Source organism: Phytohabitans houttuyneae (assembly GCF_011764425.1).
In the GTDB taxonomy this organism is placed as follows: domain Bacteria; phylum Actinomycetota; class Actinomycetes; order Mycobacteriales; family Micromonosporaceae; genus Phytohabitans; species Phytohabitans houttuyneae.
The window spans coordinates 3,392,168-3,410,277 of record NZ_BLPF01000001.1 but is presented as its reverse complement, the minus strand read 5'-3'; the positions used below and the strand labels follow the sequence as shown (position 1 = coordinate 3,410,277).

At 70.9% G+C, this 18,110-nt stretch carries 13 protein-coding genes and 1 pseudogene; 6 read left to right on the top strand and 8 right to left on the bottom strand.

The features are described from left to right. Positions 1 to 48: 48 nt before the first annotated feature. Positions 49 to 870 (bottom strand): ABC transporter ATP-binding protein, encoded by an 822-nt coding sequence (locus tag Phou_RS15095; protein WP_173056628.1) that lies wholly within the window; start codon positions 868 to 870, stop codon positions 49 to 51. Between the two features lie 95 nt (positions 871 to 965). After that, a complete protein-coding gene (locus tag Phou_RS15090; protein WP_173056627.1) occupies positions 966 to 1,913 on the bottom strand; it encodes an LLM class F420-dependent oxidoreductase in 948 nt (315 codons plus the stop codon). Positions 1,914 to 2,145: 232 nt separating this feature from the next. Between Phou_RS15090 and Phou_RS15085 the strand changes: the two genes are divergently transcribed. Further along, positions 2,146 to 3,171: an ABC transporter substrate-binding protein gene (locus Phou_RS15085; RefSeq protein WP_173056626.1), complete on the top strand. Its 1,026-nt coding sequence runs from the start codon at positions 2,146 to 2,148 to the stop codon at positions 3,169 to 3,171. A 73-nt stretch (positions 3,172 to 3,244) separates the two neighbouring features. Next, positions 3,245 to 4,069 carry an ABC transporter permease gene (locus tag Phou_RS15080; protein ID WP_173056625.1) on the top strand — a complete coding sequence of 275 codons (825 nt, stop codon included), beginning with the start codon at positions 3,245 to 3,247 and terminating at the stop codon, positions 4,067 to 4,069. Between the two features lie 84 nt (positions 4,070 to 4,153). Here the strand turns inward: Phou_RS15080 and Phou_RS15075 are convergent, their stop codons facing one another. Continuing rightward, positions 4,154 to 5,347, bottom strand: a complete 1,194-nt coding sequence (locus Phou_RS15075; protein ID WP_173056624.1) for an ABC transporter substrate-binding protein — start codon at positions 5,345 to 5,347, stop codon at positions 4,154 to 4,156. Between the two features lie 471 nt (positions 5,348 to 5,818). Between Phou_RS15075 and Phou_RS15070 the strand changes: the two genes are divergently transcribed. The 4 genes from Phou_RS15070 to Phou_RS15055 are packed head-to-tail and all read left to right on the top strand — an operon-like array spanning position 5,819 to position 10,435. Then, positions 5,819 to 8,995 (top strand): nitrate- and nitrite sensing domain-containing protein, encoded by a 3,177-nt coding sequence (locus Phou_RS15070; protein WP_173056623.1) that lies wholly within the window; start codon positions 5,819 to 5,821, stop codon positions 8,993 to 8,995. Continuing rightward, the gene (locus tag Phou_RS15065; protein ID WP_173041277.1) at positions 8,995 to 9,402 is read left to right on the top strand and encodes a roadblock/LC7 domain-containing protein; all 408 of its coding nucleotides are present in this window, start codon (positions 8,995 to 8,997) and stop codon (positions 9,400 to 9,402) included. The genes Phou_RS15070 and Phou_RS15065 overlap by 1 nt, the downstream gene beginning before the upstream one ends. Before the next feature lie 57 nt (positions 9,403 to 9,459). Further along, entirely contained in the window at positions 9,460 to 9,828 is a 369-nt protein-coding gene (locus tag Phou_RS15060; protein ID WP_371872125.1) for a DUF742 domain-containing protein, read from the top strand. Beyond that, positions 9,809 to 10,435, top strand: a complete 627-nt coding sequence (locus tag Phou_RS15055) for a GTP-binding protein (protein ID WP_173056622.1) — start codon at positions 9,809 to 9,811, stop codon at positions 10,433 to 10,435. The genes Phou_RS15060 and Phou_RS15055 overlap by 20 nt, the downstream gene beginning before the upstream one ends. A gap of 96 nt (positions 10,436 to 10,531) precedes the next feature. On the opposite strand, the gene Phou_RS15050 is transcribed toward Phou_RS15055, so the two are convergent. The 5 genes and pseudogenes from Phou_RS15050 to Phou_RS15030 form a co-directional block, all read right to left on the bottom strand. Beyond that, complete coding sequence (locus Phou_RS15050; protein WP_173056621.1) at positions 10,532 to 11,620, bottom strand: uroporphyrinogen-III synthase; 1,089 nt, start codon at positions 11,618 to 11,620, stop codon at positions 10,532 to 10,534. A 51-nt stretch (positions 11,621 to 11,671) separates the two neighbouring features. After that, entirely contained in the window at positions 11,672 to 12,016 is a 345-nt protein-coding gene (gene nirD / locus Phou_RS15045) for a nitrite reductase small subunit NirD (protein ID WP_173056620.1), read from the bottom strand. Then, a pseudogene (gene nirB, locus Phou_RS15040) lies at positions 12,013 to 14,531 on the bottom strand (nitrite reductase large subunit NirB). Before nirB ends, nirD begins: the two are co-directional and overlap by 4 nt. Next, positions 14,528 to 15,970, bottom strand: a complete 1,443-nt coding sequence (locus tag Phou_RS15035) for an FAD-dependent oxidoreductase (RefSeq protein ID WP_173056619.1) — start codon at positions 15,968 to 15,970, stop codon at positions 14,528 to 14,530. Before Phou_RS15035 ends, nirB begins: the two are co-directional and overlap by 4 nt. Then, positions 15,967 to 18,048 carry a molybdopterin oxidoreductase family protein gene (locus tag Phou_RS15030; RefSeq protein ID WP_173056618.1) on the bottom strand — a complete coding sequence of 694 codons (2,082 nt, stop codon included), beginning with the start codon at positions 18,046 to 18,048 and terminating at the stop codon, positions 15,967 to 15,969. The genes Phou_RS15035 and Phou_RS15030 overlap by 4 nt, the downstream gene beginning before the upstream one ends. Positions 18,049 to 18,110 lie beyond the last annotated feature (62 nt).

Genomic DNA, 18,110 nt, shown 5'->3' with positions numbered 1-18,110 from the left:
GCTTGACGCACTTCCCAGGAGCCGCTGAAAGTCCCTTAAGAAAGTCGATCAGACCCGCTGGCGCGAGCGCTGGGACTGCGGCGGCACCGGGTGGTGCTCCGGCACGGCGGGCGGTCCGTCGGGGGTGAGCAGCAGCTCGTGCAGCTCGGCGCTGCAGCGGGCCACCTCCTCCAGGTACGCGTTGTGTCCCAGCGAGCGGGGGCGCGGGATATTGACGTCGACGATGCGCCGCAGCCGCCCGGGGCGCGGGCTGAGCACGACCACGCGGTCGGCCAGTAGCACCGCCTCGTCAATCGAATGGGTGACGAAGACGGTCGTGGCGCCCAGGTCCATGTGCACGCGCTGCAGCTCGGTCGAGAGCTCCTCGCGGGTGAGCGCGTCGAGTGCGGAGAAGGGCTCGTCCATCAGCATCACCTTGGGACGCTGGATCAGTGCCCGGCACAGCGCGACCCGCTGCTGCATGCCGCCGGAGAGCTCGTGCGGCTGCTTCTTGTGGAACCCGGCAAGGCCCACCATGTCGAGCAGCTCCTCGGCCCGCCGGCGGTGCTCGGACCGCTTCCAGCCGAACATCTCCACGGGGAGCAGCACGTTGTCGAGGACCGAGCGCCAGGGCAGCAGCGCCGGCCGCTGGAACATCATCGCGATGTCCTTGCGCGGCTTGTTGACCCGGGACCCCGCGACGGCGACCTCGCCCGCGCTCGGCGCGATGAGGCCGGCGATCAGCCGGAGCAAAGTGGACTTTCCGCAGCCGGAGCGGCCGATGATGGCGATGAACTCGCCCTCGGCGACAGTCAGGTTGATGTTTCGCAGTGCCTCCACAGCGCCCGATCGCGCCTGGAACGTCTGGGAAACTCCGGCCAGTCGAATCATCGTCTGCTCCCTACCCGGCGCGGTCTCGCCGGTGCCAGGCTATCGGGAAGGCCGAGCGCGGCCCATGCCGCCATGGTCATTTTCGCGCTCTGTGATCACAGGGCGACAACCTGCGGAAGCACCTCGGAAGCCACCAACTCGAGGTGGTCGACGTCGGTGATCTCGATGAACCGCAGGTGCACCCGGGTCACGCCGATCGCCGCGAACTCGCCGATCCGGTCGACGAGCTGCGCCGGCGAGCCGACCACCGGGTCCTCCGGCGGCAGGGCGCTGGGCGCGTGCAGGGGTGCCGCGCGCCGCTGTGCCTCCGCGTCCGTGCGCCCGATGGCGACCACGATGCCGGCCGACATCACGAGCGGCGCCTTGCCGGAGGCGGCCCGCCCGACCTTGTCGCAGACCGCCTGCACCCGGTCGAACGCGCCCTTCGACTCGGCGACGGTCTTGAACGGCATGTTGAACTCGTCCGCGAACCGCGCGGCGATCTCGGGCGTGCGCTTGGGGCCGCGCCCACCCACGATGATCGGCGGGCCCGGCACCTGCACCGGCTTGGGCAGCGCCGGCGCGTCGACGAGCTGGTAGTGCTCGCCCTTGAAGCTGAACGGCTCACCGACCGGCGTGCTCCACAGCCCGGTGATGACCGCGAGCTGCTCGGCGAGGATGTCGAAGCGCTCGCCTGTGGACGGGAACGGTATGCCGTACGACACGTGCTCGCGCTGGTACCACCCGGTGCCGATGCCCAGCTCGACGCGGCCGCCGCTCATCTCGTCGACCTGCGCAACGGCGATCGCGAGGGGTGCTGGCAGGCGGAACGTCACCGAGGTGACAAGCGTGCCGAGCCGGATGCGGGAGGTCTCGCGGGCGAGCCCGGCCAGCGTGATCCAGGCGTCGGTGGGCCCTGGCAGCCCGGCCTCGAGCCCCATCGCCTGGAAGTGGTCGGCGCGCAGGTAGCCCTCGAAGCCCGCATCCTCGGCGAGACGGGCGAGGCGCAGCTGGTCCTCGTACGTCGCGCCTCGGTGTGGCTCTGTGAAGACGCAAACCCGCACAGTAACCGCCCTGTCTCGATCGGATGAGGGTGATTGGTCGCGGTCAGGCTATCGGCATCCCGTTGCGACGCGATACCCCGCCCGGGATCGGTTCGTAACCTGATACGCCTTGCGTCGCAAACCCGGCTTTCGCCTACGCTGTGGCGCGACATTCATGAACGGCTTCGTGGGTCACCCCTCGGCCCGCGACGCCGTCGCTCCAACGCCCCCTCCAGTTGGAAGGAATCTGTTCATGAGAAGGGTTACCCGTACGTTTGCGGTAGCCGCCCTGGCCACGGCTCTGGCCGTCGTGGCAGGTTGCAGCTCCGATGAACCGGAAACGACAAACAACGCCGGCTCGGGCGGTGAGCTCGTAAAGGTGACGTACCTCACGTCGTTCGGTGCGTTCGGCCGCGACGCGTACGGCGCCGTCGCGCTTGAAAAGGGTTTCTTCCGCGACGCCGGCTTTGACGTAACTATCCAAAAAGGTCAGGGTACGGGTGGAAACATCACCGCCATCGTGTCGGGGAAGGCTGACTACACCCCGATCGACCTGACCGGTGGTCTGCTCACGTTCGGCAAGGGCACCAAGGACTTCACCGCGGTCGCCGCGATCCAGCAGCGCACGATGGCCGCCATCGCGTCCACGTCGGACAAGAACATCAAGACGCCGAAGGATCTGGAGGGCAAGACCCTCGCCGACACACCCGGCTCCGTCGTGCGCAACCTGTTCCCGACGTACGCCAAGCTGGCGAACATCGACTACACCAAGGTGAAGTGGCAGGACGGCCAGGCGGCTGAGCTGATCGGCACGCTGGCCACCGGCAAGGTCGACGGCATCGGCCAGTTCGTGGTCGGCCGCCCGACGATCGCCGCGGTGACCAAGAAGGAGCCGACCTTCCTGCCATACAGCGACTACCTGACCGACCTGTACGGCAACGTGCTGATCACCTCCAGCAAGAACGCCAAGGAGAAGCCGGAAGAGGTCAAGAAGTTCGCGCAGGCGCTGCTCAAGGGCCTGGAGTACTCGCTGGCCAACCCCGGTGAGGCGGCGACCATCCTGAAGAAGAGCGAGCCGGCGACGGTGGAGGCCGCCGCGAAGGCCGAGCTGGAGCTGATGGCCTCGTTCGTCCGCTCGGCGGGTAGTGGCGAGAAGGTCGGCACGATCGACACCCAGCGGGTGGCCCGGAGCATCGCGATCCTCCAGGGCGCGGGTCAGCTTCCGCAGGGCATCACGCCGGAGCAGATCATCTCTGTCGACCTGCTGCCGAAGGTCTGATTCGCTAGATAGCGAACGGGTGTGGCGGCCGGCCGGTCGCCACACCCGAAGCAGACGCGCAAGGAGCCAGACAATGAGCGACACGTCCGTCGCCGCGCCGCCCGTCGCGGTCTCCGACCGGTCCCGGGTACGGGTGCCCGCGATCGTCTACCCCCTCGCCGGCTTCACCATCACGGTCTTCACGTGGTGGCTGGTCACCACGGTGCTCGGCCTCGCACACCCGGTCGTGCTGCCGCCGCCCCAGGACGTACTCCGCGGCTTCAACGAAAACCGTCAGTTCGTGCTCGAGGGCCTGCTGGTGACGGCCCTGGAAACGGTGATCGGCTTCGTCATCTCCTCGATCGCCGGCTTCTTCATCGGGCTCATGCTGGCCAGTTCGTCGCTGCTGGAGCGGATGTTCTCGCCGCTGCTGGTGGCCGTCAACGCCGTACCGAAGATCGCCCTGGGTCCGATGCTGGTCGCCTGGCTCGGCTGGGGGCAGCCGCCGATCCAGTTCATGATCTTCGTCATGTGCTTCTTCCCGGTCGTGCTCTCCACCGTGACGGGCCTGACCCGCACGCCGGCCGAGCTCGCCGAGATGGCGCGGTCGCTCGACGCCTCGCGCGCCAAGATGTTCCTCAAGGTGCGGCTGCCCGCCGCGCTGCCGCAGGTCTTCGTGGGCCTCAAGCTGGCGCTGCCGCTGGCGGCGGTCGGCGCGATCATCGGCGAGTTCCAGGCCGGCGACGCGGAGCGGCCGGGCCTCGGCTCGATCATCCAGCAGACGCTGGGCCAGGGGCAGTCCTCGACCGCCTTCGCCGCGTTCGTGCTGATCGCGAGCACGACGATCGTCCTGTACTACCTGCTCGTCGGCCTTGAGCGCCTGCTGCTCCCGTGGGTGCGCGCCACGACCGACCGCTGATCCGCCAAAAAGTCTGATCCGCCAAAAAATCTGGGGTACGGCGCCGACCTGTGCGGCGCCGTACCCCATTTGGGTTTCGAGGTGTCAGCTGGTGGCCAGCCGCCAGCGGCCGTTGCGGGCCACGAGCATGGTGAGTGCCTGCGGCATGAGGCCGGAGTGGTTGTCCGGGGTGATCCGGATCGGCCCGGACAGCCCGTCGAACTGCGAGGTTTCCACAATGGACCGGATGCTGTCCCGGCTGGACGACGTGCTCTGCTGCAGGGCGTTGGTGACCATCTGGACCGCGTCCGCGGCAAACGACGAGTAGCCGTTGTAGCTGCCGTACTTGGCGGTGTAGTCGCGGAACCACTGCTTGCGGGCCGCCGTGGCGGGCGTCGTGGCGATCACGTCGTCGATCACCATGGTCTGCGTGAACACCATGGTGGCGCCGTCAGTGGCGCTCTGTCCCGCGAGGAAGAGCTCACCCGCGGCGGCGCCGTCGAAGTAGAGCGAGCCGTCGAAGCCCGCCTCCCGGGCGCTTGTGGCGGCCAGGGCAGCCTGCTCGGCCAGCGTCCACACGACGAGCGCGTCGGGCGCCTCCTCCGGGTCCTTGTCCACCAGAGACTCCACGACCTGGCTCAGGTCGGTGGCGGTGGGCTTGACGGATACCGACGTGACCTTGACCGGCACGCCGCCGACCTTCACCTTTTGCAGCGCGAGCTCGACGGCCTCCTTGCCCTCCTTGCCGTACAGGTCGTCGGTGTAGATCAAACCGACCCGCTTCTTCTTGAGCGTGGTGATCTCGGCGGTGAGGGCGGCGGCGTTGTCCTTCGCGTTCGGGCCCACCTTGAAAATCCACTGACTTTCCTGGATGGGTGCGACCACCGTGCCGGCCGGGGACAGCGCGATGGTGGGCAACCGGCGGTCCTTGACGGTCTCCGCCACCGTCTTGACGCACTGCGCGCACATGCCCATGACCACCGCGACGACGTCGGGGTTGTTGGCGAACGCGCCCACGTTGGTCAGCGAGCGGCTGGAGTCGGAGCGGTTGTCCTTCGGGTCCAGCCGCAGCTTCCGGTTGCCGAGGACGCCAGAGTCGTTGACCTGGCCGATCTTCAGCTCGAGTGCGCGCTGGTACGCCTGTCCGATCGCCGCGGTGGGGCCGGACAGCTCCAGGTCAGCGCCAATGATGACTTCCTCGACATCCGCCGCGTCTTCGCTCGACGCGCATGCGGACGCCGACATGACCAGCATGGCTGCGGTGAGCGCAGACAGCGTCACGGAGCGTATGGGCCTCAAGTCGGTCCTCCATGTGGACGGCCCAGCAGAGCTGGTGTTTTAAGGGCTGGCGACCGCTGTCCGTCCCCTGTGGAGCGACGCGGACGGGCCTGCCGTACGGTGTGAGCGCGCAGTCATTCGAACCTGGAAAACCATGCCAACGGTGGACGCCGGGGTCAAGCGGGAGGGTACCTGCTTCCGCGGGACGTTCATCCCACATAGTGGTTTGCGAAGAAGTTTGTACTCGTTAACTTTATCGACATCAATGCCTTACAGACTGCTGTTTGCGCAGGTCACAGGCGCATTCGTGGGAAGGAGCGGAGTGGGCGGAGTTTGTATTGGGGATGGTGCGACCGTTTCCTGCCTGACTGAGGCTTCCCAAGCGGGTGCCGTTTCTGGTGAAATCGCGGCCGTGCCGCGTGCGGCGCTAACCGATGCACCCAGGCGTCGGTCGAGCGGGTCGCACGTGGAGACGACGACGGAGGCGATGTCGTGAGCACGGGACCTACGACCCTGCCCGAAAAAGGTGCGCAGGCCCGCCGTGCTGCGCGCCGCTGGTTTCCGCGCTTGCGTGACGCGCGCATCAGGTCCAAGCTCGCGCTCATCCTCGTTGTGCCGGTCGCGGCGGTCGTCGCGCTCGCCACGGTCCGCTTGGTCGACGTCGGCCGCGGTGCCCTCGAAGCGAGCCTCATCCGCGACCTGACAGCACTGTCCACTAACGTTTCGGCGCTGAACCAGGACCTGCACAAGGAGCGGATGGCGGCCGCCGTCTACCTGGCCGACCCGCCGAAGTCCGACCCGAAGGTCGACTACAAGGACCTGTACAACCAGGCCGTCAACCGCACCGACGACCGGGTCGCGGCGTACACGACCGCCCGGCAGTCGATCGGCGACGTGCCGAACTCGGTCGAGACCCGGCTTGCCCGGATCGACGAGCACCTGGCCACGCTCAACGTCACCCGCCAGGACATGCTCTCCCGCCAGGGCCGCTCGGTGGCCGAGTCGGTGCTCCGCTACGGCAACATCCTCACCGACCTCGTGGCGTACGGCGACGTGGTCGGCCAGCTGGCCGGCGAAGGTGACCTGGCCGAGGAGCTGCGCGCGGTGGCCGCCTTCGCCCGGGCCAAGGCGGCAAAGGCCGAGGAGGAAGCGGTGGTGTACGCCGCTCTCATCGGTCGCGAGGTGCTGGGGCAGGAGCAGCTCAACTCGTTCCTCACGACGCTGACCAGCCAGGAGTCCGCGCAGCAGGCGTTCGAGCTGGTCGCGAGCAGCGAGCAGCAGGCCATCGCGGACGCCACCGTCACCGGTGACGCGGTCAACCTCGCCCAGTCGAGCGAGGCCCAGGTCAGCCGCACCGTCGGCCAGCGACCAGAGCCGACCCAGGCTCTCGACGCCCAGCGCTCGATCGGCGCGGTGGTCGACCTCATGCGGTTTGCCGAGCAGAAGCTCGAAGACCGCGCACTCGCCGAAGCCGACGACGTCCGCGCGGCCGTGGTGCGGCAGGCGGTCATCGAGTCGATCCTCGTGCTCATCACGCTCTTCATCGCCATCGCGCTCGCCGTGGTCCTCGCCCGGTCGCTCAACCGCTCGCTGCGCCGCCTCCGTGAGGGCGCGCTCGCCGTGGCAAACCGCGACCTGCCGGACGCCGTCGCCCAGCTCCGGGACGTGCGAAGTATCGGTGACGGCGGACCCGACGAGATCGTGCGACAAGTGCGCGACGCGATCCGGCTGCCCAACCGCGACGAAGTCGGTCAGGTGGCCCAGGCGTTCAACGTCGTACACCGGGAGGCGGTCCGGATCGCGGCCGAGCAGGCCGCGCTGCGGACGAGCGTCTCCGCGATGTTCCTCAACCTGGCCCGCCGAAGCCAGGCGCTGGTCGACCGGATGATCGGCGAGCTCGACATGATCGAGCGCGGCGAGGAGGACCCGAAGCGGTTGGCCCAGCTCTTCCAGCTGGACCACCTGGCCACCCGAATGCGCCGCAACGACGAAAACCTGCTGGTGCTCGCGGGTGCCGACTCCACCGCGCCGCGGCGTGACGACGCGCTGCTGGTCGACGCGCTCCGCGCCGCACAGTCCGAGGTGGAGCTCTACAACCGCATCGAGTTCGGCACTGTCGACACGGACATCTCGATCGCGGCGCACGCCGTCAACGACGTCGTGCGGCTCGTCGCCGAGCTGCTCGACAACGCGACCCGGTTCTCGCCGCCCAACACGGTGGTCGTCGCGGACGCCCGGCGCATCCGCGACTACGTGCTGATCCAGATCGAAGACCGCGGTCTGGGCCTCACCGAAGACCAGCTCGAAGCGCTCAACCACCGGCTCGGGCAGCCGCCCACGGTCGACGTGGCCGCGTTCCGGCTGATGGGTCTGGCGGTCGTCGGCCGCCTCGCCTCGCGGTACGGGATCCGCGTCGAGCTGCGCCCGAACGTCGAGGGCGGCACCGTGGCACAGGTGACGCTGCCGAGCGGCATCGTCGTACTGCCCAAGCCGCGCACCCGGGAGCAGGTGCTCACCCGCCCCCGCTCGCCGCTCGCGGTCGAGACCAGCGCGTCCGCGGCACCCACGTCCGGCGGGTGGCCGCAGGCCGCCGCACCGGCCGCCCGCTCGTCGGCCGCCACGCTCGCCGACCAGTGGCCGAGCCAGACGCCCTCGTGGGACACGTCCGCGGTACCGGTCAACGCTTCGGCCGCGACCAGCGCGTTCCCCACGGTCGGGCAGTCGGGCGGAGCCACGCTCGGCCAGCCGCAGGGCGGGATGGGTTCGCCCACGGTGGCGTACCCGACCGTGCAGTCCTCCGGCCTGCCACAGCGCGGTCAGACCGCCGCGATCCCGGCGACGGCACACCCGATGACGCCCGCCGTGCTGCCACCGTCCGGGTTGCCGGCCGGCCCGGTTGCCGGTTCACCCGGTGTCTCGCCCCGTCCCGACGACGGCGGTGAGGTGCCGATCTACCGGGAGATGGAGGCGGTCTGGTTCCGTTCGCACGGCCAGGCGTCGACGCAGATCTTCTCGGCGGTGAGCCCCAGCGGCGCCACGGCCAGCCCGGCCGGCAGCTACGCGTCGTCGTCCAGCGCGCCGGCCGCCTCGGGCTACTCCGGCTCTTCCGGTCTGTCCGGTGGGTCTTCGGGACTTTCGAGCGGCACCAGCCTCGGCAACGGTGGTGGCCTGAGCGGAGGTTCCGGGCTCGGCAACGGTGGCGGGATGAGCGGTGGCTCCGGGCTCGGCAACGGCGGGCTCGGCGGCTCGCTGCCGACCCGCACACCCACCCCGCAGCCCGCCGCGGCACCGCCACCACCGGCCGCGTACGCGCCACCGGTTGTGCCGCCCGCCGCGCAGAATCCGACCGACTCCGGCGTCGGCGCGGTGCCACGCCAGCGCGACTCCGCCGACGCGCCGTGGCGCACCGCGGCTGACGAGGGCTGGAAGCGGGCTGAGAAGGCCGCTGAGCCGGTCGCCGCGGGCACCACGCGGTCGGGTCTGCCCAAGCGTGTACCCCAGGCCCAGCTCGTTCCCGGTGGCGTCGAAACCTCGGCCAGCCGCGAGCGCGCGAGGCGTACGCCGGACGAGGTCCGCGGCCTGCTCTCCGCGTACCACCGCGGCGTGCAGCGCGGCCGTTCGGCCGGCAGCCAGGAAAACGGGAGCACCTCTACCAAGGAGACCAGTTGATGACGAGGCCAGCAGCGATGCAGGACATGAGTTGGCTGCTCAGCAACTTCGCCGACAGCGTGGCCGGGATCGCCCACGTCGTCGCGGTGTCGGCCGACGGCCTGCTCCTCGCGTCGTCGCGTGACCTGCCGGCGGACCGCGCGGACCAGCTGGCCGCGATCACGTCGGGTGTGGTGAGCCTCACCGATGGCGCCTCGCGGATGTTCAGCGCTGGTGGGGTGCTCCAGACCGTCATCGAGATGGACAGCGGCTACCTGTTCCTCATGTCCATCAGCGACGGTTCCTCGATGGCAGTACTGGCCGCGCGCAGCTGCGACGTGGGCCAGGTGGGTTACGAGATGGCTCTGCTCGTCGAACGGGTCGGGGCGGCCCTGTCGCCGGCGACCCGAGAGGCAGTGTCGCGCTAGTCCTAAGTAGATAATGAGGGTGCAGCCGCGACTATTGCAGAAGGAGGTGACCGCGTCATGGTGGACCAACCACGGGAAGACCCGAGAGGTGCGCTGGTCCGACCGTACGCGGTCACCCGCGGGCGCACCGAGCCACGCCGCGACATCGCCCTGGAAGCGGTGCTCGTGGCGGACCCGGCCGCCGTGCAGGAGTCGCGGTTTGCGGGCCACGACAAGCACCGCATCGCCACCGTCTGCGAAAACCGTGCGCAGTCGCTGGCGGAGATAGCGGCCTACACCCGGCTCCCGCTGGGCGTTGCCCGTGTGCTCGTCGCCGACATGGTGGCAGAGGGCTTGCTGACGCTGCACAGTGCCGCTCCGGTAGAAGCCTATGAGGAGCGGATGGAACTGCTTGAGAGGGTGCTGAGTGGACTTCGCAGGCTATAACGCCGCAGGGGCGCGCCGAAACCGAGGCATCACGTCCGCCAAGATCGTGATCGCGGGAGGCTTCGGCGTCGGTAAGACGACGCTCGTGGGCGCCGTCTCCGAGATCACCCCGCTGACCACGGAAGCGGTCATGACCGCGGCCGGCGTGGGGATCGACGACCCCTCGAAGGTGCCGGGCAAGGAGACCACCACGGTCGCGATGGACTTCGGCCGCATCACCATGGCCGAAGACCTCATCCTCTACCTCTTCGGCACGCCCGGTCAGACCCGCTTCTGGTTCATGTGGGACGAGATCATCCGAGGCGCGGTGGGCGCGGCCGTGCTGGTCGACACCCGCCGGATCGCGGACGCTTTCGCACCGCTGGACTACTTCGAAAACCGGCACCTGCCGTACGTGGTGGCGCTGAACGTCTTCGACGGCTCCCCGCAGTACGAGGTCGAGGAGATCCGCGAGGCGCTGGCCATCGCCCCTCACGTGCCCCTCGTGCTGTGCGACGCCCGGCACCGCGACTCGGTCAAGCACGTCCTGGTCAACGTCGTCGAGCACGCGATGATGACCCTCCGCGCCGAGCGCGGCGGCGGTCGCCGCCCCACGCCGGTCGGCTGAGCCAGCCCTCACCACGCCGCGTGCCGGCCCGGCACGCGGCGTTCGCCGTTTCTCCCCACCGTGCGGGATATTGCTGGGATCTTGACGACCCTGGGCCTAGTCGACGGGGAGGCGGTAGCCGCGCTTCACCACGGTCTGTACCACACCGGGCGCGCCCAAGCCGGCGCGTAGGCGGGCGACGGCCATTTCCACCGCGTGCTCGTCGGCGCCGCGGGGAAGGGTGCGCAGCAGGGCGGCGCGGGAGAGCACCCGGCCCGGCGTGGCGGCCAGCGCGCGCAGTACCGACATCGGTGCCGGCGCCAGCGGTCGCAGCTCGCCGTCCACCACCGCGGCGTGCCCGCGGAGGGTGAGTACGTGGCCGGCGACCTTGAGGTTGACCGCGCGTTGCGGGAGTTCGTCGACGATCGTGCGCACGAGCGCGCCCAGCCGTGCACGGGTAGGCGCCGCCACCGGCACGCCGTGGCGGCGCAGCGGGGCGGCGGTGACCGGGCCGACGCATGCGGCCAGCACGTCCGAGCGGAGGGCGTCCAGCACCGCGTCGCCGCTGGCACCGGCGGCCCGCAGCAGCGCGCCCGCGGCGGGGGCCGAGGTGAACGTCACGGCATCCACCAAGCGGCCGGTGATCAGGTCGACGAGGCGGTGCAGCGGGGCGGGGTCGGTGGGCGGCGCCCAGCGGTACACGGGCACCTCGATGACGGTGGCGCCCGCGGCCTCCAGGGCGGCGGTGCACTCGGGTTGCCGTTCGCCGTGCAGCTGCATGGCCACGACCTGCCCCTCGACGCCGCGGCGCTGGAGGTGTTCGATGACCTCCTCGCAGCTCTCCGACGCGGGCGACCACTCGTCGTGCAGTCCGGCGGCGCGGATGGCGCCGCGGGCCTTGGGGCCGCGGGCCACGATGTACGCCTGGCCGAGCACCGAGCGGAGCGGCTCGGCGAGCCCCCACCCCTCGGCGGCCTCCAGCCAGCCGCGCATGCCGATGCCGGTGTTGGCCATCACCACGTTCGGCGGGTGGTCGAGGCAGGCGCGGGTGGCGGCGCGCAGCTCGGTGTCGTCGGCGAGCGGGACGATCCGCAGCGCCGGCGCGAGCACGACGCGTGCGCCCCGCCGCTCGAGGAGGGCCGCCAGCTCGTCGCGACGCCGGTCCGCGGTCACCCCAACCGTGAAGCCCGAAAGCTCATCACTCACGGCCGTCCTCGCTTCGCTGCGGGCGCCCGCGAGGCTCGAAGGGTGCCGAGGTCATGAGCCGGCGCCCACTTCGACCATGCCGTCCCGCACCCGCACCGGGAAGGTGCGCACCGCTACGCCCGGCACGTCGAGGCACTCGCCCGTGAGCAGGCTGTACACCTCCTTGTGCAGCGGGGACGCCACGGTCGGCACGTCGCCGCGGCTGCCGACGATGCCGCGCGACATCACGTGCGCGCCGGCGATCGGGTCGCGGTTGTCGATGGCGTATAGACCACCGTCGAACGTGCGGAAGATGGCCACCTGCGCCCCGCCGACGAGCGCGGCCACGCCCCGCTCGGGCTCCACCACCTCGTACGGGCAGATCGCTTCCCAGCGTGCGGTCATTGTGTCCGTCATCGGCGTACTCCCATGGTCGGTAGACCGAGCACCACGGGGCGGCGCTCGCCAAGTGCCGGCACCGGCTGGCCCGCTCCACCTCGAAGGTGATCGACGGGTCGGGGGTGTCCGGTGCGTTGACGAAGGAGGTGAACCGGCGCACGCGCTCCGGGTCCTCGACGGTGGCGCGCCACTCGTCCTCGTACGAGTCGACGTGGCGGGCCATGGCCGCGTCCAGGTCCGCGCAGATGCCGAGCGAGTCGTCGACGATCACGGCGCGCAGGTGGTCGAGGCCGCCATCCATCGCCTCGATCCACGCGGCCGTGCGCTGCAGCCGGTCCGCGGTACGGATGTAGAACATGAGGAACCTGTCCACGTACCGCACAAGTTCCTCAGTGGACAGATCGCTGGCGAAAAGGTCGGCGTGGCGCGGGCGGAAGCCGCCGTTGCCGCCGACGTAGAGGTTCCATCCGTTGTCGGTGGCGATGATGCCGAAGTCCTTGCTCCGCGCCTCGGCGCACTCGCGTGCGCACCCGGAGACCGCCGACTTGATTTTGTGTGGCGCGCGCAGCCCGCGGTAGCGCAGCTCGAGCGCCACCGCCAGACCGACCGAGTCCTGCACCCCGTACCGGCACCACGTAGAGCCGACGCAGGACTTGACCGTGCGCAGTGCCTTGCCGTACGCGTGGCCTGACTCGAACCCGGCGTCGACAAGGCGCCGCCAGATCTGCGGCAGCTGCTCCACGCGCGCGCCGAAAAGGTCGATCCGCTGGCCGCCCGTGATCTTCGTGTAGAGGTTGAAGTCGCGGGCCACCTCACCGATCACGATGAGCTTGTCCGGCGTGATCTCGCCGCCGGGGATGCGGGGCACCACCGAGTACGTGCCGTCGCGCTGGATATTCGCCAGGAAGTGGTCGTTGGTGTCCTGGAGGGTCGCCTGCTCGCCGTCGAGCACGTAGCCGTTGCCCAGCGACGCGAGGATCGAGGCCACCGCGGGCTTGCAGATGTCGCAGCCGCGCCCCTGCCCGTGCTCGGTCACGAGCTGCGAGAAGGTGCGGATGCCCCGCGCCCGGACGATCTCGAAGAGCTCCTGCCGGCTGTGGTCGAAGTGCTCGCACAGGGCCTTGGAGAGCTGCACGCCGGAGACGGCGAGGAGCTGCTTGAGCATGGGTACGCAGGAGCCGCAGCTGGTGCCCGCGCGGGTGCACGCCTTGATGGCCGCCACGTCGGTGCAGCCCTCGTGGATCGCGCCGACGATCTGGTCCTTGGTGACCGCGTTGCACGAGCAGACCTGCGCGCCGCCGGGCAGCGCGGCGATGCCGGCGCCGGTGCCCGAGCCGCCCGACTCCGGAGCGAGCAGCGCGAGCGGTGCACCGGGCAGCGGGCCGCCGACGCTGGCCCGCAGCGTGGGGTACGCCGACGCGTCGCCCACCAGCACGCCGCCGAGCAGCGTCTTCGCGTCGTCGGAGAGGACCAGCTTGGCGTACACGCGGGTTGCCGGGTCGGTGAACGTGACGTCCAGGCAGCCCTCGGTCGTGCCGTGTGCGTCGCCGAAGGACGCGACGTCGACGCCGAGCAGCTTGAGCTTTGTGGACATGTCCGCGCCGGGGAACGTCGCCTGCCCGCCGAGCAGCCGGTCGGCCACCACCTCGGCCATCGCGTACCCGGGCGCGACGAGGCCGTAGCAGCGGCCTTCGACGGCCGCGCACTCGCCGATCGCCCAGATCCGCTCGTCGGAGGTACGGCACGCGCTGTCGACAGTGATCCCGCCGCGCTCGCCGACGTCCAGCCCGGCCGCGCGGGCCACGTCGTCGCGAGGGCGGATGCCAGCCGCGACGACCACGAGGTCCGCCTGGATCCAGGAGCCGTCGGAGAGCGTGAGGCCGTAGAGCCCGTCGCCGTCGTTGCGCGGCCGGATCGCGGTCGTCGCGGTGCCCGTGTGGACCTTGACGCCGATCTCCTCCACGTACCGCCGGAGCATCGAACCGCCGGCCTCGTCGACCTGCACCGGCATCAGCCGCGGAGCGAACTCCACCACGTGCGTGGTGAGGCCCAGCAGCCGCAGCGCGTTCGCCGCCTCCAGCCCGAGAAGGCCGCCGCCGATCACCGCGCCGGTGCGCCGGCCCTTGGCGTGGTCGCGGATCGCCTCCAGGTCGTCGAGCGTGCGGTAGACGAAGACCCCGCGCAGGTCGGCGCCGTCGACAGGTGGCACGAAGGGGTACGAGCCGGTGGCGAAGACCAGCGCGTCGTACGGGTACTCCCCGTCGCCGGTCACCGCGACCCGGCGCTCCCGGTCGATGTGCACGACCGGCTCGCCGAGCCGCAGGTCGACGCCGTCGTCGGGGGTGTGCAGGCTCAGCTCCTCGGCCGACACGCCGTCGAAGAAGGCGGAGAGCCGCACCCGGTCGTAGGCCGGTCGCCCCTCCTCGGCCAGGACGGTGACCCGCCACTCGCCGCTGGTGTCGCGCGAGCGCAACGCCTCGACGAAGCGCTGGCCGACCATGCCGTTGCCCACGACGACAAGGTTCGCGGTCATGCGGCGACCTCCGGAGAGTCCACTGTGGATAGCCAATCGACGATGCCCTCGACGGCGTCGCGGCAGGTGCCGCAGCCGGTCGTGGCCCTGGTCGCGGCGACCACGTCGTCGACGGACCTCGCGCCGGCGCGCCAGCAGCGCACCAGCGCACCCTTGCTCACGGTGTTGCACTGGCAGACCGTCGCCGCGTCGGGCATCAGCGCCGGCGACTCCGCCTGCGTGGCGGCGGGTACGCCGATCGCGCGCCCGAGCAGCAGCGCGCGGCGGTCGGTCGGCACGGGGGAGCCGCGGTCGAAGAGCTGGATCACCGCGCCCACGGACGGGTTGTCGCCAAGCATGATCGCGCCGGTCAGCCGCTCGCCGACGATCGTGAGCTTGGCGTAGGTACCCCGGACGGGGTCGGCGAAGCTCAGCTCCTCGGCGCCTTCGGCGCCTTCGGCGGGTCCGGAGGTACCCATGGCGGCCAGGTCGATGCCCGCGGCCTTGAGGCGCGTGACCACCGGAAGCGGCCGGTACCTCGCGAGCGGGTCTTCCCCGCCGAGGACCCGCGCGACGATCCTGGCCTGCTCCCAAGCCGGCGCCACGAGGCCGCTCACCACGCCGTCGTGCTGTGCGCAGTCGCCGATCGCGGAGATGTGCGGGTCGCTGGTGCGCATGTGGTCGTCGACGACGATGCCCCGCTCGACGGCGAGCCCGGCGTCGCCGGCCAGCCCGGTCTCCGGCCGCACGCCGCAGGCCACGACGAGCAGGTCGGCGCGGAGCTCGCGCCCGTCGGCGAGGCCGAGCGTCACCCCGTCCGCGTCGGCGGCCACGGAGGCGGCCATCGCGTCGAGGTGCGCGGTGATGCCGAGGCCGGAGAGCGTGCGCACGAGGACCGCGCTGGCACCCGGGTCGAGCTGCCGCTCCATGAGGTGGCCGACCGCGTGCACCACCTCGGTGGCGATGCCCCGGGCGGCCAGGCCGCGGGCGGCTTCGAGGCCCAAAAGACCCCCGCCGAGCACGAGCGCGCTGCGCGCCTCCGAGGCGGTGGCGAGGATGCGGCGGCAGTCGTCGAGCGTGCGGAACACCGCCACCCGCTCGGGCAGGTGCTCGCGGTCGAGGCCGGTCAGCGGCGGGATGAGCGCGCGGCTGCCGGTGGCGAGCACCAGATGGTCGTACTCGATGCGGTCGCCATCGCCGGTCGTCACCATCCGGGCGGCCCGGTCGATCGCGGTGACCACCACGCCGGGGCGCAGGTCGATGCCGTGGCCGGCGGCCTCGGTGATCTCGACGTCGCGCTCGCGGACCTTGCCGGCGAGCACGCTCGACAGCATGATCCGGTTGTACGCGCGGTGCCGCTCGGCCCCCAGCACCGTGATTTTCATGTGGGGACCCCGGTCACGCAGCTCGGCCGCGAGCCGGGAGCCGGCCATGCCGTACCCCACCACGACAACGTTCATGCTGCCCTCACCTTGACTGCGCACACCTTGAACTCCGGCATTCGAGACGTCGGGTCGAGGGCGTCACTCGTCAGTGAGTTGGCCCGGGCGGCGCCGCCCCAGTGGAACGGCGCGAAGAGTGTGTCCGGTCGGATGGTCTCGGTCAGGCGGGCGGGCGCCCGCATCTCGCCGCGCCTGCTGGTGACCACGACCTCGTCGCCGGCTCCCACACCGATGCGGGCGGCCAGGTCGGGGTGGAGCTCGACGAACGCGTTCGGCGCCGCGCGGCGCAGCGCCTCGATCCGCCGCGTCTGCGCGCCCGACTGGTACTGCGCGAGCACCCGGCCGGTGGTGAGGTAGAGCGGGTACTCCGCGTCGACCTCCTCCGCGGCCGGCCGGTGCTCGACCGGCAGAAACCGGGCCCGCCCGTCCGGCGTGGCGAAGGTGTCGAGGAAAAGCCGCGGCGTACCCGGCCGGTCCACCGATGGGCACGGCCAGAACACGCCGTCCTCGGCGTCGACCCGCTCCCACGTCACGCCTGCGTAGTCCGCCGTACCCCCGGCAGAAGCACGCCGCAGCTCCTCGAACACGGCTTGCGGTTCGGTGGTGAACCACTTGCCGGCGCCGAGCCGGGAGGCCAGCTCGGCAATCACCGCCAGATCCGTCCTCACATCTGGCGGTGGCTGGCGGAGGGCGTGGCGCCGCAGCACCCGGCCCTCCAGGTTGGTCATCGTGCCGTCCTCCTCGGCCCACTGCGCGGTCGGCAGCACCACGTCGGCGATTGCCGCGGTCTCGGAGAGCACGAAGTCGGAGACGACAAGCATGTCGAGGTCGCGCAGGCGGGCCTCGACGCGTGCCGCGCGGGGTGCGGAGACGACCGGGTTGGAGCCGAAGACCAGCAGCGTGCGCATCTCGTCGCCGGTCAGCAGCTCGTACGCCGAGGGGCCGGGTCCGGGCAGGTCGTCGGGGTCGACGCCCCACACCGACGCCACGTGCGCGCGGGCGGCCGGGTCGTCGATCTTGCGGTACCCCGGGAGCTGGTCGGCCTTCTGTCCGTGCTCGCGCCCGCCCTGCCCGTTGCCCTGGCCGGTGAGGCAGCCGTAGCCGGAACCCGGCCGTCCGGGCAGGCCGAGCGCGAGCGCGAGATTGATGAACGCGGTGACCGTGTCGACGCCCTTGGAGTGCTGCTCCGCGCCGCGCGCGGTCAGGATGATCGCGGTCTGCGCGCTGGCCAGCGCGTGGGCGGCCGCCTCCAGGTCGGCGACCGGCACGCCGGTCAACCGCTCCACCCGGGCCGGCCAGTAGCTCGCCACCGTGCGGCGCACCTCGTCGAAGCCGGTGGTGCGGCCCTCGATGTACGCCTCGTCGGCCCAGCCCTCGCCGAGCACGATGTGCAGCAGCGCGTTGGCCAGCGCCAGGTCGGTGCCGGGCGTCGGCTGCAGGTGGAGCGTTGCCTGCCGCGCGGTCGCGGTGGCCCGCGGGTCGATCACGATGAGCGTGCCGCCACGCGCCTTCTGCTCGGTCAGGTAGCGCGCGAACGGCGGCATCGTCTCGGCCACGTTGGCACCGACGAGCACGAGCGTGTCGGCCTGGCCGATGTCGGCGAGCGGAAAGGGCAGCCCCCGGTCGAGCCCGAACGCCCGCATGCCCGCCGCGGCCGCCGACGACATGCAGAAGCGGCCGTTGTAGTCGATGTTTTTCGTGCGGAGCGCGACCCGGGCGAACTTGCCCAGCGCGTACGCCTTCTCGTTGGTCAGGCCGCCGCCGCCGAAGACCGCCACCGCGTCGCGCCCGTGCGCCGACTGGGTGGCCAGGATGCCCTCGGTCACCCGGTCCAGCGCCTCCGCCCACGTCGCCGGGCGCAGCTCGCCGCCATCCCGGACCAGCGGGGTGGTCAGCCGGTCGGGGTGGTCGAGCAGGTCGGCCGCGGTCCAGCCCTTCTGGCACAGGCCGCCCCGGTTGGTCGGAAACTGGCGGGCCGCGACCTCGACGCGACCCTCCGGCGCCGCCCGGAGGGTCATGCCGCACTGAAGCGCGCAGTAGGGACAGTGGGTGGCGACCTCCCGGGTCACCACCAGACTCTCCACCGCGCCTGCCATGCCGAAAGCCTGCCGAGAGGCCGTTTCGCAACCGGGTCCCGATTGTTTCGGGCCTGCTAAGA

What these genes read in the sequence shown, in the direction of transcription:
- Phou_RS15030 (WP_173056618.1), bottom strand. Translation starts at nt 18,048, where the DNA reads ATGGCAGGCGCGGTGGAGAGTCTGGTGGTGACCCGGGAGGTCGCCACC.
- Phou_RS15095 (WP_173056628.1), bottom strand. Translation starts at nt 870, where the DNA reads ATGATTCGACTGGCCGGAGTTTCCCAGACGTTCCAGGCGCGATCGGGC.
- Phou_RS15080 (WP_173056625.1), top strand. Translation starts at nt 3,245, where the DNA reads ATGAGCGACACGTCCGTCGCCGCGCCGCCCGTCGCGGTCTCCGACCGG.
- Phou_RS15035 (WP_173056619.1), bottom strand. Translation starts at nt 15,970, where the DNA reads ATGAACGTTGTCGTGGTGGGGTACGGCATGGCCGGCTCCCGGCTCGCG.
- Phou_RS15060 (WP_371872125.1), top strand. Translation starts at nt 9,460, where the DNA reads ATGGTGGACCAACCACGGGAAGACCCGAGAGGTGCGCTGGTCCGACCG.
- nirD (WP_173056620.1), bottom strand. Translation starts at nt 12,016, where the DNA reads ATGACGGACACAATGACCGCACGCTGGGAAGCGATCTGCCCGTACGAG.
- Phou_RS15065 (WP_173041277.1), top strand. Translation starts at nt 8,995, where the DNA reads ATGACGAGGCCAGCAGCGATGCAGGACATGAGTTGGCTGCTCAGCAAC.
- Phou_RS15085 (WP_173056626.1), top strand. Translation starts at nt 2,146, where the DNA reads ATGAGAAGGGTTACCCGTACGTTTGCGGTAGCCGCCCTGGCCACGGCT.